At 56.8% G+C, this 15,205-nt stretch carries 15 protein-coding genes; 12 read left to right on the top strand and 3 right to left on the bottom strand.

The window, feature by feature from the left end; translation table 11 throughout:
• Positions 1–21: 21 nt before the first annotated feature.
• On the bottom strand, positions 22–642 hold the full coding sequence (rhtB, locus tag GRPL_RS21925; RefSeq protein WP_004869632.1) for a homoserine/homoserine lactone efflux protein: 621 nt from the start codon (positions 640–642) through the stop codon (positions 22–24).
• 109 nt (positions 643–751) lie between these two features.
• Between rhtB and pldB the strand changes: the two genes are divergently transcribed.
• From pldB to GRPL_RS21940, 3 genes are all read left to right on the top strand, one after another.
• A complete protein-coding gene (pldB, locus tag GRPL_RS21930; RefSeq protein WP_032690026.1) occupies positions 752–1,774 on the top strand; it encodes a lysophospholipase L2 in 1,023 nt (340 codons plus the stop codon).
• A 14-nt stretch (positions 1,775–1,788) separates the two neighbouring features.
• Complete coding sequence (yigL, locus tag GRPL_RS21935) at positions 1,789–2,589, top strand: sugar/pyridoxal phosphate phosphatase YigL (protein WP_032690024.1); 801 nt, start codon at positions 1,789–1,791, stop codon at positions 2,587–2,589.
• 88 nt (positions 2,590–2,677) lie between these two features.
• Complete coding sequence (locus GRPL_RS21940; RefSeq protein ID WP_032690023.1) at positions 2,678–3,577, top strand: carboxylate/amino acid/amine transporter; 900 nt, start codon at positions 2,678–2,680, stop codon at positions 3,575–3,577.
• On the opposite strand, the gene metR is transcribed toward GRPL_RS21940, so the two are convergent.
• Positions 3,465–4,418 (bottom strand): HTH-type transcriptional regulator MetR, encoded by a 954-nt coding sequence (metR, locus tag GRPL_RS26500; RefSeq protein ID WP_047663719.1) that lies wholly within the window; start codon positions 4,416–4,418, stop codon positions 3,465–3,467. The two genes, GRPL_RS21940 and metR, sit on opposite strands and share 113 nt — an antisense overlap.
• A 233-nt stretch (positions 4,419–4,651) precedes the next feature.
• On the opposite strand from metR, the gene metE reads away from it, so the two are divergent.
• Both metE and GRPL_RS21950 read left to right on the top strand, forming a co-directional pair.
• On the top strand, positions 4,652–6,913 hold the full coding sequence (metE, locus tag GRPL_RS21945; RefSeq protein WP_032697966.1) for a 5-methyltetrahydropteroyltriglutamate--homocysteine S-methyltransferase: 2,262 nt from the start codon (positions 4,652–4,654) through the stop codon (positions 6,911–6,913).
• Between the two features lie 154 nt (positions 6,914–7,067).
• Positions 7,068–7,757 carry a transporter substrate-binding domain-containing protein gene (locus GRPL_RS21950; RefSeq protein ID WP_080718621.1) on the top strand — a complete coding sequence of 230 codons (690 nt, stop codon included), beginning with the start codon at positions 7,068–7,070 and terminating at the stop codon, positions 7,755–7,757.
• Positions 7,758–7,761: 4 nt separating this feature from the next.
• Here the strand turns inward: GRPL_RS21950 and GRPL_RS21955 are convergent, their stop codons facing one another.
• Positions 7,762–8,574, bottom strand: a complete 813-nt coding sequence (locus GRPL_RS21955; protein ID WP_032690020.1) for a dienelactone hydrolase family protein — start codon at positions 8,572–8,574, stop codon at positions 7,762–7,764.
• Positions 8,575–8,840: 266 nt separating this feature from the next.
• On the opposite strand from GRPL_RS21955, the gene udp reads away from it, so the two are divergent.
• From udp to tatB, 7 genes are all read left to right on the top strand, one after another.
• Complete coding sequence (udp, locus tag GRPL_RS21960; protein WP_004869655.1) at positions 8,841–9,602, top strand: uridine phosphorylase; 762 nt, start codon at positions 8,841–8,843, stop codon at positions 9,600–9,602.
• Positions 9,603–9,741: 139 nt separating this feature from the next.
• Positions 9,742–11,190, top strand: a complete 1,449-nt coding sequence (rmuC, locus tag GRPL_RS21965) for a DNA recombination protein RmuC (protein WP_032698420.1) — start codon at positions 9,742–9,744, stop codon at positions 11,188–11,190.
• 66 nt (positions 11,191–11,256) lie between these two features.
• Positions 11,257–12,012 carry a bifunctional demethylmenaquinone methyltransferase/2-methoxy-6-polyprenyl-1,4-benzoquinol methylase UbiE gene (ubiE, locus tag GRPL_RS21970; protein ID WP_004869660.1) on the top strand — a complete coding sequence of 252 codons (756 nt, stop codon included), beginning with the start codon at positions 11,257–11,259 and terminating at the stop codon, positions 12,010–12,012.
• Between the two features lie 13 nt (positions 12,013–12,025).
• Positions 12,026–12,631, top strand: a complete 606-nt coding sequence (ubiJ, locus tag GRPL_RS21975; protein ID WP_032690019.1) for a ubiquinone biosynthesis protein UbiJ — start codon at positions 12,026–12,028, stop codon at positions 12,629–12,631.
• Positions 12,628–14,268: a ubiquinone biosynthesis regulatory protein kinase UbiB gene (ubiB, locus tag GRPL_RS21980; RefSeq protein WP_032690018.1), complete on the top strand. Its 1,641-nt coding sequence runs from the start codon at positions 12,628–12,630 to the stop codon at positions 14,266–14,268. Before ubiJ ends, ubiB begins: the two co-directional genes overlap by 4 nt.
• A 131-nt stretch (positions 14,269–14,399) precedes the next feature.
• Positions 14,400–14,651, top strand: coding sequence for a Sec-independent protein translocase subunit TatA (tatA, locus tag GRPL_RS21985; protein ID WP_004869668.1), 252 nt, complete (start codon positions 14,400–14,402; stop codon positions 14,649–14,651).
• Positions 14,652–14,654: 3 nt separating this feature from the next.
• Positions 14,655–15,203, top strand: a complete 549-nt coding sequence (gene tatB / locus GRPL_RS21990; RefSeq protein ID WP_032697945.1) for a Sec-independent protein translocase protein TatB — start codon at positions 14,655–14,657, stop codon at positions 15,201–15,203.
• The last annotated feature ends 2 nt before the right edge of the window (positions 15,204–15,205 follow it).

Here is a 15,205-nt window from a genome sequence, read left to right as displayed (position 1 = left end):
AGGCAAACCGGGACTCTCCCGTCAGGCATGGCGTGCGGAAGCTAACAGCGCGCCTACCAGCATAAATAACGATCCGAAGACTTTGTTCAACGCCTTCATCTGTTTCGGTCCTTTAATCCATGCCGCAATACGCTGCGCCAGCGTCGCGTAGCCAATCATCACAATGATATCTACCGCAATAGTGGTGACGCCGAGAACCAGATACTGCATGACCTGCGGCTGATGCGGCACGATAAACTGCGGGAACAGCGCCGCCAGAAAGACAATGCTTTTCGGGTTGGTCAGGTTGACGAAGACCGCGCGCTGGAACAGTTTTCCACGCGTTTGCGCCTTTGCCAGAGTATTGAGATTGAGCGATCCCGCCGCGCGCCATTGCTGAATACCCAGCCAGATAAGATACGCCGCCCCGGCCCACTTCAGCACCTCGAAGGCCAGCACCGAGCGGGAAAACAGCGTTCCCAGGCCGATACCAACAAGGACGATATGGATCGCCAGCCCGGTTTGTAATCCGGCAATCGAGGCGGCCGCGCCGCGGTAGCCGTGGTTGATCGAGGTTGTCATGGTATTAATAGCCCCGGAACCTGGCGACAGGCTGAGGATAATGGATGTCAGCAGATAGGCGAACCACCACTCGAACGTCATGAGAAACTCCCTGGTTGTCTGTTTTTATGCCACAATACGCTATTGCGTAAGCATTGTGTGATGCGCGCTAAAAAAACGATTTTCAGTGGTTAACAGGGGTGTAAGCCCGATGTTTCGGCAGCAAAAGGATTGGGATACACGAGAAAACGCGTTTGCGGCTTTTACGATGGGGCCACTCACCGATTTCTGGCATCAGCGGGAAGAGGCGGAATTCAGGGGCGTAGACGATGTCCCGGTCCGTTTTGTTCGCTTTTGCGCCAAAGATAACGATCGACTCGTGGTCATCTGTCCGGGGCGTATTGAAAGCTACGTGAAATACGCCGAGCTGGCTTACGATCTGTTCCACAGCGGTTTCGACGTGATGATTATCGACCATCGCGGCCAGGGGCGTTCCGGGCGCATATTGACCGACAGCCATCGCGGCCACGTGGTGCGCTTTAGCGATTATGTCGACGATCTGGCGGCGCTCTGGCAGCAGGAAGTTGCCCCCGGCCACTGGCGAAAAAGGTTTATCCTCGCGCATTCGATGGGCGGGGCCATCGCGACGCTGTTTTTGCAGCGTCACCAGCAGCATTGCGACGCTATTGCGCTGTGCGCGCCCATGTTCGGCATCGTCATGCGTTTCCCGGACTGGATGGTGCGTCATATTCTCGACTGGGCTGAGGGCCATCAGCGCATTCGTGAAGAGTATGCGCTGGGTACCGGTCGCTGGCGGGCGCTGCCCTTTTCGGTCAACGTGCTGACGCACAGTCGCCAACGCTATCGCCGTAATCTGCGCTTCTATGCCGATGAACCACAGCTGCGCGTCGGCGGGCCAACCTACCACTGGGTGCGTGAGGGGATCCTCGCAGGCGAAGAGGCGCTGGCGGGCGTAGAGAAAGACACCACTCCCACACTGTTATTGCAGGCAGAAGAAGAACGCGTGGTTGATAACCGCATGCACGAGCGCTACTGCGAACTCCGTGCCGCGGCAGGTCGGCCCTGCGAAGGTAATAAGCCGCTTGTTATAGAAGGGGCATACCATGAGATCCTTTTTGAAAAGGACGCCATGCGCTCAGTCGCGCTGAATGCCATCGTCGATTTTTTCAGTCGACACAATGAATCCGACGAAAACGCTCGTCGCCCTGCTTAGAGGTTAAAATTTTTATGTACCAGGTTGTTGCGTCTGACTTAGATGGCACGCTGCTTTCTCCCGATCACTACTTAACGCCCTACGCAAAAGAGACGCTGCAGCTGCTGACCGCGCGCGGGATCAATTTTGTCTTCGCCACCGGACGCCATTACATCGATGTCGGCCAGATTCGTGACAATCTCGGCATCAAATCCTATATGATCACCTCCAACGGCGCGCGCGTGCACGACAGCGAGGGAAAACAGATCTTTGCCCATAACCTCGACCGTGATATTGCCGCCGATCTGTTCGAAATGATGCGTAACGACCCGAAGGTGGTGACCAACGTCTACCGCGAAGATGAGTGGTATATGAATCGCCATCGCCCGGAAGAGATGCGCTTTTTCAAAGAAGCGGTGTTTAACTACAAGCTGTATGAAGTGGGCGAACTCGATCCCGAAGGGATCAGCAAAGTCTTTTTCACCTGCGATGATCATCAGCATCTGCTGCCGCTGGAGCAGGCGATCAACGCCCGCTGGGGCGATCGCGTGAACGTCAGCTTCTCCACGCTGACCTGCCTGGAAGTGATGGCCGGTGGCGTGTCGAAGGGGCATGCGCTGGAAGCGGTCGCCAAAATGCTCGGCTACGGTCTGAAAGACTGCATCGCGTTTGGCGATGGCATGAACGACGCAGAAATGCTGTCGATGGCGGGCAAAGGCTGCATTATGCAGAACGCTCACCAGCGGCTGAAAGACCTGCATCCGGATCTGGAAGTGATCGGCAGCAACGCTGACGATGCGGTGCCGCACTATCTGCGTAAGCTCTATCTCGCCTGATAAAGATTGACGACTGTTCGTTTATTGCTCAGTCGTCAACCTGACTCTCCGCTACAATGAGTGCTCTTCTTCCTGAGAGACATTCATTGTGGCGCTACTGATTATTACCACTATCCTGTGGGCTTTTTCCTTTAGCCTGATAGGCGAATACCTGGCGGGTAGCGTCGATAGCTACTTTTCCGTGCTAATGCGCGTGGGGCTGGCGGCGCTGGTCTTTCTGCCGTTTCTGCGTACCCGCGGGCAATCGCCGCGTACTATCGTGCTCTACATGCTGGTCGGGGCGATGCAGCTTGGCATCATGTACCTGCTGGCATTCCGCGCCTATGTGTACCTGACGGTTTCTGAATTCCTGCTGTTTACCGTCTTTACGCCGCTGTATATCACGCTGATTTACGATCTGCTCAGCGGACGCAAGCTCCGCTGGGGATATCTGCTGAGCGCGGGGCTGGCGGTGCTGGGCGCAGCCATTATTCGCTATGACAAAGTGAGCGATCATTTCTGGACGGGACTGCTGCTGGTTCAGCTGTCGAACCTCAGTTTTGCTATCGGTATGGTGGGCTATAAGCGCCTGATGGAGCTGCGCCCGATGCCGCAGCACAACGCGTTTGCGTGGTTTTATATGGGGGCCTTCCTGGTGGCAGTGGCGGCCTGGTTTATGCTGGGTAATCCGCAGCGGCTGCCAACCACAACCCTACAGTGGGGCGTTCTGGTCTGGCTGGGCGTGGCGGCGTCGGGGCTGGGTTACTTTATGTGGAACTACGGGGCCACGCAGGTGGATGCCGGCACGCTGGGCATTATGAATAACGTGCATGTCCCCGCCGGGCTGCTGGTTAACCTTGCCATCTGGCAGGAACAGCCCCACTGGCCGAGCTTTATTACAGGAGCTCTGGTGATCCTGGCCTCACTGTGGGTCCATCGCCGTTGGGTCGCTCCGCACTCCGGACAAACGGCAAATGATCGCAAGCGTGGTTCCGCGCTGAGCGAATAAACGCCTCGGTGACCGGCTGGCGCTGCTCGCCGTCGCGTACCGCGGCGTACAGCCGGCTCCACAGTCCTTCGCCCAGGGTTTTGGTGACCACCAGACCCTGGCGTTCAAAACTTTCCACCACCCAGTGCGGCAGGGCGGCGATGCCCATCCGTGCGGCGACCATCTGGATTAACAGCAGGGTATTGTCGACGCTTTTGAGCTGCGGGCTGATACCGGCCGGCTGCAGGAAGTGGCGCCAGATATCCAGGCGACCGCGCTGAACCGGATAAATCAACAGCAGTTCCGAGGCCAGGTCTTCTGGCGCGATGCGCGTTTTCGCCGCCAGCGGATGCTCCGGCGCCAGCACCAGACGAACTTCAAAATCGAACATCGGCGAATAGTGCAGGCCGCTACGCGGCAGGATATCGGAGGTCATGACCAGGTCCAGCTCGCTTTGCTGCAGGGCGGGCTGCGGGTCAAAGGTCACGCCAGACTGAAAATCCACTTCGACGTGCGGCCAGCGGGCGCGGAAACTCTCCAGTGCCGGGGTCAACCACTGTATGCAGCTATGACACTCGATAGCGATGCGCAGACGGGTTTGCTGCGGCTCGTGGCAGTCCTGCAGCGCGCGGCTGATTTGCGGCAGCACCTGGTTTGCCAGCTGGAGCAGGATCTCCCCCTGCGGGGTGAAACGCAGAGGCTGACTTTTACGCACAAACAGACGGAAGCCAAGGCGTTGTTCCAGATCGCTGAACTGGTGAGACAGAGCGGACTGGGTTTGATGCAGAGCCGCCGCAGCGCCTGCCAGCGACCCGCTGTTCCGCAACGCCTGTAGCGTTTTCAGGTGTTTAATTTCGATCATGAAAGTCCTTCACTTCGGCATGAATAATTTGCGCTTGAGGAATATACAGTACCTGTCAATTATGGATGTGTAAACATCTGGATGGCTAAATCCTGTGTCTTTCGAATTTATGGCGCGTTGGCTGCGCTTGCTCACCCCGGTCACTTACATGAGTAAGCACCCGGGGATGATCAAGCTTGCCGCCTTCCCTGAATCCGAAATCCTTCGGATTAAAAAATTATGAGGTCTTAAAAATGACAATTATTAATCACACCCTCGGTTTCCCTCGCGTTGGCCTACGTCGCGAGCTGAAAAAAGCGCAAGAGAGCTACTGGGCGGGTCACTCGACCCGCGAAGAACTGCTGACGGTGGGCCGCGAGCTGCGTGCCCGCCACTGGGAGCAGCAGAAGCAGGCGGGCGTTGACCTGCTGCCGGTGGGTGATTTCGCCTGGTACGACCATGTTCTGACCACCAGCCTGCTACTGGGTAACGTGCCGGCTCGTCATCAGAACAAAGATGGCTCGGTTGATATCGATACCTTGTTCCGCATTGGTCGCGGCCGTGCGCCGTCCGGCGAACCGGCGGCAGCGGCAGAAATGACCAAATGGTTTAACACCAACTACCACTACATGGTGCCGGAGTTTGTAAAAGGGCAGCAGTTCAAACTGACCTGGACCCAGCTGCTGGATGAAGTGGATGAAGCGCTGGCGCTCGGCCATAAGGTTAAACCGGTCCTGCTGGGGCCGGTCACTTATCTGTGGTTGGGCAAAGTCAAAGGCCAACAGTTTGACCGTTTGAGCCTGCTGAACGATATCCTGCCGGTTTACCAGCAGGTGCTGGCAGAGCTGGCAAAACGCGGCATCGAGTGGGTGCAGATTGACGAGCCGGCGCTGGTACTGGAGCTGCCGCAGGCGTGGCTGGATGCATTCAAACCGGCATATGATGCGCTCGCGGGCCAGCTTAAGCTGCTGCTGACCACCTACTTTGAAGGCATCGCCGCGAACCTCGACACCATCACCGCGCTGCCGGTGCAGGGCCTGCACGTTGACCTGGTGCACGGTAAAGATGATGTGGCTGCTCTGCATCAGCGTCTGCCGTCCGACTGGCTGCTCTCTGCGGGCCTGATCAACGGGCGCAACGTCTGGCGCGCCGATCTGACCGAGAAATATGCGCAAATTAAAGACCTCGTCGGCCAGCGTGCGCTGTGGATCGCTTCTTCCTGCTCCCTGCTGCACAGCCCGATCGATCTGAGCGTGGAAACCCGTCTCGACGCGGAAGTGAAAAGCTGGTTCGCCTTCGCCCTGCAAAAATGTGAAGAGCTGGCGCTGCTGCGCGATGCGCTGAACAGCGGCGAGACCGCAAAACTGGCTGAATGGAGCGCACCGATTCAGGCTCGCCGTCACTCGTCCCGCGTACATAATGCGGCGGTGGAAAAACGTCTGGCGGCCATTACCGCTCAGGACAGCCAGCGCAACAGCCCATACGCTGAGCGTGCCAGGGCACAGCGTACGCGCTTCAATCTACCGGCGTGGCCGACCACGACCATCGGTTCTTTCCCACAGACTACCGAGATCCGTGGCCTGCGTCTGGACTTCAAAAAAGGCAATCTCGATGCGAACCACTATCGCACCGGTATTGCGGAGCACATCAAGCAGGCGATTGTTGAGCAGGAACGTTTAGGATTAGATGTTCTGGTTCACGGCGAAGCCGAGCGTAACGACATGGTGGAGTACTTCGGCGAGCACCTCGATGGCTTCATCTTCACGCAGAACGGCTGGGTCCAGAGCTACGGCTCCCGCTGCGTGAAACCGCCGGTGGTGATCGGTGACGTCAGCCGTCCGGAGGCGATCACCGTTGAGTGGGCGAAATTCGCTCAGTCGCTGACCGACAAACCGGTGAAAGGTATGCTCACCGGCCCGGTGACCATTCTGTGCTGGTCCTTCCCGCGTGAAGATGTCAGCCGTGAAACTATCGCTAAGCAGATTGCGCTGGCGCTGCGTGACGAAGTGGCGGATCTGGAGGCGGCCGGTATCGGCATTATCCAGATTGATGAGCCGGCGCTGCGTGAAGGCCTGCCGCTTAAGCGTAGCGACTGGGATGCTTACCTGCAGTGGGGCGTAGAAGCCTTCCGAATCAATGCCGCGGTGGCGCGGGATGATACCCAGATCCACACCCATATGTGTTACTGCGAGTTCAACGACATCATGGATTCCATTGCCGCACTGGATGCGGACGTGATCACCATTGAAACCTCGCGTTCTGACATGGAGCTGCTGGAGTCGTTTGAAGAGTTCGAATACCCGAACGAAATCGGACCGGGCGTATATGACATCCACTCGCCGAACGTGCCGAGCGTGGAATGGATTGAAGCGCTGCTGGCGAAAGCGGCGCAGCGTATCCCGGCAGAGCGTCTGTGGGTCAACCCGGACTGTGGCCTGAAAACCCGCGGCTGGCCGGAAACCCGCGCTGCGCTGGCCAACATGGTGAAAGCCGCGCAGAATCTGCGCCAGGCCTAATTCCGTTACCCCCGTCCCGGAGGAGGCCCAGACCTCCTCCTCTTTTTTCTTTTTTCTTCCGTGCTGGCCCATGCGCCGTGCAACCTGCGGAGTTCTCGCGGCTGGGCTACGCTTAGCTGCACAGGGCACGTACAGACATTTCCGGGGGAGAATGATGACCAGACTTGACGATCCGCAGCGGTCTTTATGTTTTGCTATTAATCTGGGGAACCCGGTTCTTGCCACGTTATTGCCGGATAATACCCCGGGTGGCATCACCGCCGAGTTAGCCAAAAAACTGGCCGCTGAATACGGTTGCGAGGCGCGATTTGTGACCTGGCCGACGGCCGGAAAAGTGGTTGATGCGGCTTTGCTGAACCAGTGGGATATTGCTTTCCTGGCGATTGATCCCGCTCGCGAAGACAAACTGTGCTTCACCCCGCCCTATGTCACGATTGAAAGTTCAGCGCTGGTCAGAAACGACAGAGATATTCACTCCGTACAAGAGATGGATCGCCCGGGAGTGACGATTAACGTCGGGAAAGGGGCGGCCTATGAGCTGTATCTGATTCGCACGTTACAGCATGCCACGATGCGTCAATACGCCACCTCCCAGGAGGCGATCCGCGCTTTTATCGCCGGGGAAGGGGAGATGGTTGCCGGGATCCGTCAACCGCTTGCCAGCGTGGCGCGGGAATATCCCCAGTTTCGCCTGCTGCCTGATAGCTTTAGTCAGATACAGCAAGCGATTTGCGTTCCACGAAACCGGCTACAACACTATGAATTTGTCTGTGGTTGCCTGGCGGCATGGAAGAATGACGGCACGATCGCCGATATGATTAACCGTCATATCGGCAACCGCTAGCGGCTTACGCGCGCTTCCCGCCATACTGTGCAAACCACGCCAGCATGCGCTGCCAGCCGTCTTTGGCCGACTCTTCATGATAGCTGGCGCGATAATCGGCGTTAAAGGCGTGATCGGCTTCCGGGTAGACGATGATCTCTGCTTTGGCGTTGGCCGCGCGAAGCGCGTGGCGCATGGTTTCCACCGTATCCTGCGGAATGCTGGCGTCTTTGCCGCCATACAACCCCAGCACCGGCGCGTTGAGATCAACGGCGATATCCACCGGATATTTCGCTGAGTTGAGGGTTTTCTGCCCGACCAGCTTCCCGTACCAGGCGACGGCGGCTTTCAACTGCGGGTTGTGGGCGGCATAAAGCCAGGTAATGCGTCCCCCCCAGCAGAAGCCGGTGATCAGCAGACGATGAGCATCGCCTCCGTGACGTGCGGCCCAGCTGGCGACATGGTCGAGGTCCGCCAGCACCTGTGCATCCGGCACTTTGCTGACCAGCTCCTGGAACAGGGTAGGGATATCGGTATAGTCATTCGGATCGCCCTGACGGAAGTAGAGCTCTGGTGCGATAGCCAGATACCCCTCCTGCGCCAGACGGCGGCAAATGTCGCGGATATGTTCATGGACGCCGAAAATTTCCTGAACAACGATAACGACCGGGAGCAGGCCATCGGCGTTCTTCGGACGAGCATGATAGGCCGGCATGTTCTCTCCCTGAGTGGGGATCGACGTTTCGCCTGTGGTGATGCTCTCCTCCGAGGTATGAACGGCGGTAGAAGCGTGCGGCGTGGCTGCAGGCGCAAAGCCAGGTTGCTTGGTTGTGGTCATGGTATTCTCCGTACCCTTATTTATTAGCGCATCGATAACTATAGACGCTATCGACCGGACGTTAACAAAGCACAGTGCCTGAAACAGGCTATCTTTTGTTCAGGCACGATGAATATAACTTGTTAATGTGATGTTTATCACTTTTTGATGGAAAATCATTGCAATGTTTTTTGTTCATGGTGATTTTTGTCACAAAATTTAGCGGGTAGCTTCTGTAAAGTACCGTTTTGCTTCTGCTGATAATTCGACCCACAGAGGAGTTTTTTATGTCTAAGTCTGATGTTTTTCATCTCGGCCTCACCAAAAACGATTTACAAGGGGCTACGCTGGCTATCGTCCCTGGCGATCCGGAGCGTGTGGAAAAGATCGCCGCGCTGATGGATAAGCCGGTCAAGCTGGCATCTCACCGCGAATTTACCTCCTGGCGTGCCGAACTGGATGGCAAGTCGGTCATTGTCTGCTCTACCGGTATCGGCGGCCCGTCAACGTCGATTGCCGTTGAAGAACTGGCGCAGCTGGGGATTCGTACCTTCCTGCGTATCGGCACCACCGGGGCTATCCAGCCACACATTAACGTCGGCGACGTGCTGGTCACCACCGCATCGGTACGTCTCGATGGCGCGAGTCTGCACTTTGCGCCGATGGAATACCCGGCCGTGGCTGACTTTGCCTGTACCACTGCGTTGGTTGAAGCGGCAAAATCGATCGGTGCGACCACCCATATCGGCGTTACCGCATCATCTGACACCTTCTACCCGGGCCAGGAGCGCTACGACACCTTCTCCGGTCGCGTGGTCAGCCGTTTTAAAGGTTCTATGGAAGAGTGGCAGTCCATGGGGGTCATGAACTACGAGATGGAATCTGCGACCCTGCTGACCATGTGTGCCAGCCAGGGGCTGCGTGCCGGGATGGTCGCCGGGGTTATCGTCAACCGTACCCAGCAGGAAATTCCGAACGCGGAAACCATGAAGCAAACCGAAAGCCACGCGGTAAAAATCGTGGTGGAAGCGGCTCGCCGTCTGCTGTAATTCCTCGCCTCTCACCCCAGGGCCGGATCTTCCGGCCTTTCTTTTTTGCGCTGCGCCTCGCAGGAAATCTCTTTTAAACTGGACGTTTGTACAGCACAATTCTATTTTTGTGCCGTAAGTTGTTGCCGCAGGGGGCGTTGTGGATATCTCGATTGTGATAAGTGCCATCGTGGCGCTGGCCGTAGGGCTGGTCGCAGGGTGGCTGGCGACCAAAGCCAAAGCTGACCAAATTCGCGCCGACCTTATCGAGGATCGCCGTGAACTGGATATCGAGCTCAGCGCTGCGCGCCAGCAGCTGGTGCAAGAGGCCCACTGGCGCGATGAATGCGAGTTGCTGAATAACGAACTGCGCAGCCTGCGTGACATCAATAGCTCACTGGAGGCCGATCTCCGCGAAGTCACCACCCGCCTTGAATCTACCCGGATACACGCCGAGGATAAAATCCGCCAGATGGTGAACAGCGAACAGCGTCTGAGCGAGCAGTTTGAAAACCTGGCTAACCGCATTTTCGAACACAGCAACCGGCGCGTCGATGAGCAGAACCGGCAGAGTTTACATGGCCTGCTAACGCCGCTGCGTGAACAGCTGGACGGTTTCCGCCGCCAGGTGCAGGACAGTTTTGGCCAGGAGGCGCGCGAGCGGCATACGTTGGCCCATGAGATCCGCAATCTGCAGCAGCTGAACGCGCAGATGGCGCAGGAGGCGCTGAACCTGACCCGGGCGTTGAAAGGGGATAACAAAACGCAGGGTAACTGGGGAGAGGTGGTGCTAACCCGCGTGCTGGAAGCTTCCGGGCTACGCGAAGGGTATGAATACCAGACCCAGGTCAGCATCGAAACAGAAGAGCGTTCGCGCATGCAGCCCGATGTGATCGTCCGCCTGCCGCAGGGGAAAGACGTGGTCATTGATGCCAAAATGACGCTGGTGGCCTACGAGCGCTATTTTAATGCCGAAGATGACTACACCCGCGAGGCGGCGCTGCAGGAGCATATCGCCTCGGTGCGGAACCATATTCGCCTGCTCGGGCGTAAAGATTATCAACAGCTGCCGGGCCTGCGCTCGCTCGACTATGTGCTGATGTTTATTCCCGTGGAGCCGGCTTTCCTGCTGGCTATCGACCGTCAGCCTGAACTTATCAGCGAAGCGCTGAAGAACAATATTATGCTGGTCAGCCCGACGACGCTGCTGGTGGCGCTGCGGACGATTGCCAATCTCTGGCGTTATGAACATCAAAGCCGCAATGCGCAGAAAATCGCTGAACGCGCAGGTCGTCTGTACGACAAAATGCGCCTGTTCGTTGATGATATGTCCGCCATCGGACAGAGCCTGGATAAAGCCCAGGATAACTATCGCCAGGCGATGAAAAAGCTCGCTTCCGGGCGCGGGAATCTGCTGGTGCAGGCAGAGGCGTTCCGCGGTCTTGGTGTTGAAGTGAAGCGCGGGATTAATCCTGATTTAGTCGATCAGGCAACGGCTCAGGATGACGAATATCGTTCTGAAGAAGACGAAAACGCGCTGGAAGATAACGAATTTATCGCCGATCGGGCCGATGAGGCGATGTCCGGTGAACCCTCTACGCCGCGTTGAACCGTATGGGAAATGCGCTGAATCTGTTACACTCGGCGAACATTTTCTTGATAAGCAGGCATTGAGATGGTTGAGGATTCACAAGAAACGACGCACTTTGGTTTTCAGACCGTAGCCAAAGAGCAGAAGGCGGACATGGTGGCACATGTATTCCATTCTGTGGCCGCAAAATATGATGTTATGAATGATCTGATGTCGTTCGGTATTCATCGTTTGTGGAAGCGTTTCACCATCGACTGCAGCGGCGTACGCCGCGGACAGACCGTTCTGGACCTGGCCGGCGGCACCGGCGACCTGACGGCGAAGTTCTCTCGCCTTGTGGGTGAAACGGGGCGCGTCATGCTGGCGGATATCAACGACTCCATGCTGAAAATGGGCCGCGAAAAGCTGCGCAACATCGGTATCGTCGGCAACGTTGAATACGTTCAGGCTAACGCGGAAGCCCTGCCGTTTGCCGACAATACGTTTGACTGCATCACCATTTCCTTCGGTCTGCGTAACGTCACCGATAAAGAAAAAGCGCTGCGTTCAATGTATCGCGTCCTGAAGCCGGGCGGTCGTCTGCTGGTACTCGAGTTTTCGAAACCGATTATTGAACCGCTCAGCAAAGCCTATGATGCCTACTCCTTCCACGTGCTGCCGCGCGTAGGGGAGCTGGTTGCCAAAGACGGTGAAAGCTATCGCTACCTGGCGGAATCTATTCGTATGCACCCGAATCAGGACACCCTGAAAGCCATGATGCAGGACGCCGGTTTCGAAAACGTCGACTACTACAACCTGACGGCTGGTATCGTTGCGTTGCACCGCGGTTATAAGTTCTGACAGGAGGGATCGCATGCCTTTCAAACCACTGGTTACCGCTGGCATTGAAACCGCCCTCAATACCTTTCTCTGGCGCGACAAAGCGTTAAAACCTGCTCGCCAGCGTCTGCTGGGGAAGGTGCTGCGCGTTGAGCTGAAGGAGCTGTCGACGCCAGTTGTGCTGGTCTTCAGCGAGCGTCAGGTGGATGTGCTGGGGGCCTGGGAAGGCGATGCCGACTGTACCGTCATTACCCGCCTCAGCGTGCTGCCACAGCTGCGCAACCGTCAACAGCTCACGGCGCTTATTCGCAGCGGTGACCTGGAAGTGCAGGGCGATCTGCAGGTGGTGCAGAACACGGTAGCGCTATGTGACCTGGCGGAATTCGATCCGGCTGAGCTGCTGGCGCCTTACACCGGCGATATCGTTGCGGAAGGGGTCAGTAAGGTCTTTCGCTCCGGAGCTCGCTTTCTGCTGCACGGCGTTCAGCGTCAGCAGCGCTATGTCGCTGAGGCGCTGACCGAAGAGTGGCGTATGGCGCCGGGGCCGCTGGAAATGGCCTGGTTTGGCGAAGAGACCGCGGCTGTGGAACGCGCGCTTTCCGCACTGGAAAAACGGCTGGAAACGCTGGAGGGCAAATGACGCCAGGAGAATTACGGCGCCTGTATCTTATTATCCGCACCTTTTTGAGCTATGGGCTTGATGAGCTCATTCCCAAAATGCGTATCACGCTGCCGCTGCGTATCGGGCGGCGGATGCTGTTCTGGATGCCGAATCGTCATAAAAACCAACCCCTCGGCGAACGTCTGCGCCTTGCGCTGCAGGAGCTGGGGCCGGTGTGGATCAAGTTCGGTCAGATGCTCTCTACCCGCCGCGATCTGTTCCCGCCGCAAATCGCCGATCAGCTCGCGCTGCTGCAGGATCGCGTAGCGCCCTTCGATGGTCGGCTGGCGAAACAGCAGATCGAACAGGCGATGGGCGGCCTTCCCGTAGAGGCCTGGTTTGACGATTTCTCGATTGAACCGCTGGCATCGGCCTCTATTGCGCAGGTCCATACCGCACGGCTGAAAGAAAACGGCAAAGAGGTCGTTATCAAGGTGATCCGCCCGGACATCGTGCCGGTGATTAAAGCGGATATGAAACTTATCTATCGTCTCGCGCGCTGGGTGCCGCGCTTACTGCCCGACGGTCGCCGCCTGCGCCCGCAGGAAGTGGTGCGCGAATACGAAAAAACGCTGCTGGATGAACTTAACCTGCTACGTGAATCGGCCAACGCCATTCAGCTGCGGCGCAACTTTGAAGACAGCCCGATGCTCTATGTACCGGAAGTCTACTCTGATTACTGCAGCGAAGGCATGATGGTGATGGAGCGGATTTACGGGATTCCGGTTTCCGATGTGGAGGCGCTGGAGGCGCAGGGCACGAACATGAAGCTGCTGGCGGAACGCGGCGTGCAGGTCTTTTTCACCCAGGTGTTCCGCGACAGTTTCTTCCACGCGGATATGCATCCGGGTAATATTTTTGTTAGCTACGACCATCCGGAGAACCCCCAGTACATCGGGATCGACTGCGGTATCGTGGGGTCGCTGAACAAAGAAGATAAGCGCTACCTGGCGGAAAACTTCATCGCCTTCTTCAACCGTGATTACCGTAAAGTCGCCGAGCTGCACGTGGATTCAGGCTGGGTTCCTGCGGATACCAATGTTGAAGAGTTCGAGTTTGCTATTCGCACCGTCTGCGAACCGATCTTCGAGAAGCCGCTGGCTGAGATCTCGTTTGGTCATGTGCTGCTGAACCTGTTTAACACCGCCCGGCGCTTCAATATGGAAGTGCAGCCGCAGCTGGTGCTGCTGCAGAAGACATTACTTTACGTAGAAGGGGTAGGCCGCCAGCTCTATCCTCAGTTAGACTTGTGGAAAACGGCGAAACCTTTCCTTGAGTCGTGGATTAAAGATCAGGTCGGCATTCCGGCGCTGGTGCGTGCGTTTAAAGAAAAAGCGCCGTTCTGGATCGAAAGAATGCCGGAGATACCTGAGCTGGTGTACCAGACTTTGCAGCAGAGTAAGCAGCTACAGACCAGCGTGGATACCATCGTGCGCGACTTCCAGGTGCGACATGTTCGTCAGGGGCAGTCCCGTTATCTGTTTGGTATAGGCGCGGTTCTGTTACTGAGTGGTACGCTGTTATTTATCCACCGCCCGGAATGGGGCATGATGCCAGGCTGGCTGATGGCCGCTGGCGCGGTGTCCTGGCTGATTGGCTGGCGGAAAACGCACTGATGGGAAGCGCCTTTATCACAGCGCATTGGTTTTTGCGCGAAGTCATGCGAGCGGCCTGACAAAGAGGCGGCTTGTGGGATGACGTGTATAATGCGTCCTAATCATTCATCATCTGTCATAGAGGAACGTGTATGGGTGGTATCAGTATTTGGCAGTTATTAATTGTTGTCGTCATTGTGGTTCTGCTTTTCGGGACGAAAAAGTTGAGCTCGCTGGGGTCAGATTTGGGGGCATCGATCAAAGGCTTTAAAAAAGCCATGAGCGATGATGAAAAACCTGAAAAGTCTGCTCCGGATGCAGATTTCACGGCGAAATCGATCGCTGATAAGCCGGATGATGCGAAAAAAGACGAGACAAAACGCCACGACAAAGAGCAGGTGTAATTCGTGTTCGATATCGGTTTTAGTGAACTACTGCTGGTGTTCGTCATTGGCCTCATTGTCCTGGGGCCACAGCGATTGCCTGTAGCGGTAAAAACGGTGGCCAGCTGGATTCGTACGCTACGATCGCTGGCGGCTACCGTACAAAATGAGATCACTCAGGAACTAAAACTGCAGGAGTTCCAGGAAAGCCTGAAGAAAGTGGAAAAGGCGAGCCTGGATAACCTGACGCCGGAGCTGAAAGCGTCAATGGATGAGCTGCGTGAAGCCGCTGAATCTATGAAACGTTCTTATACCGCCCACGATCCTGAGAAAGCGAGCGACGAAGCGAACACGATTCATAACCCGATAGTGAAGGGCAGTGAAGCGCAGCGCCAGGACATTACGCCGGCGACGGCTGAACATCAGGCCAGCGCGCCCGTTCACGCTCCAGCCGCAGAAGAGAGCGTTGTGCCAGAGCAGCCGGCTACGCAGCCTGACCCGCTCCCGGTCGCCAAAGAAAAAGTTGCCGTGACAGCTTCCGATTCCTCCCCTGCATCGAGTGATAAACCGTAAAA

The organism is Klebsiella planticola ATCC 33531, from assembly GCF_000735435.1.
GTDB lineage: Bacteria > Pseudomonadota > Gammaproteobacteria > Enterobacterales > Enterobacteriaceae > Klebsiella > Klebsiella planticola.
This window is presented reverse-complemented; position numbering and strand designations above follow the sequence as displayed.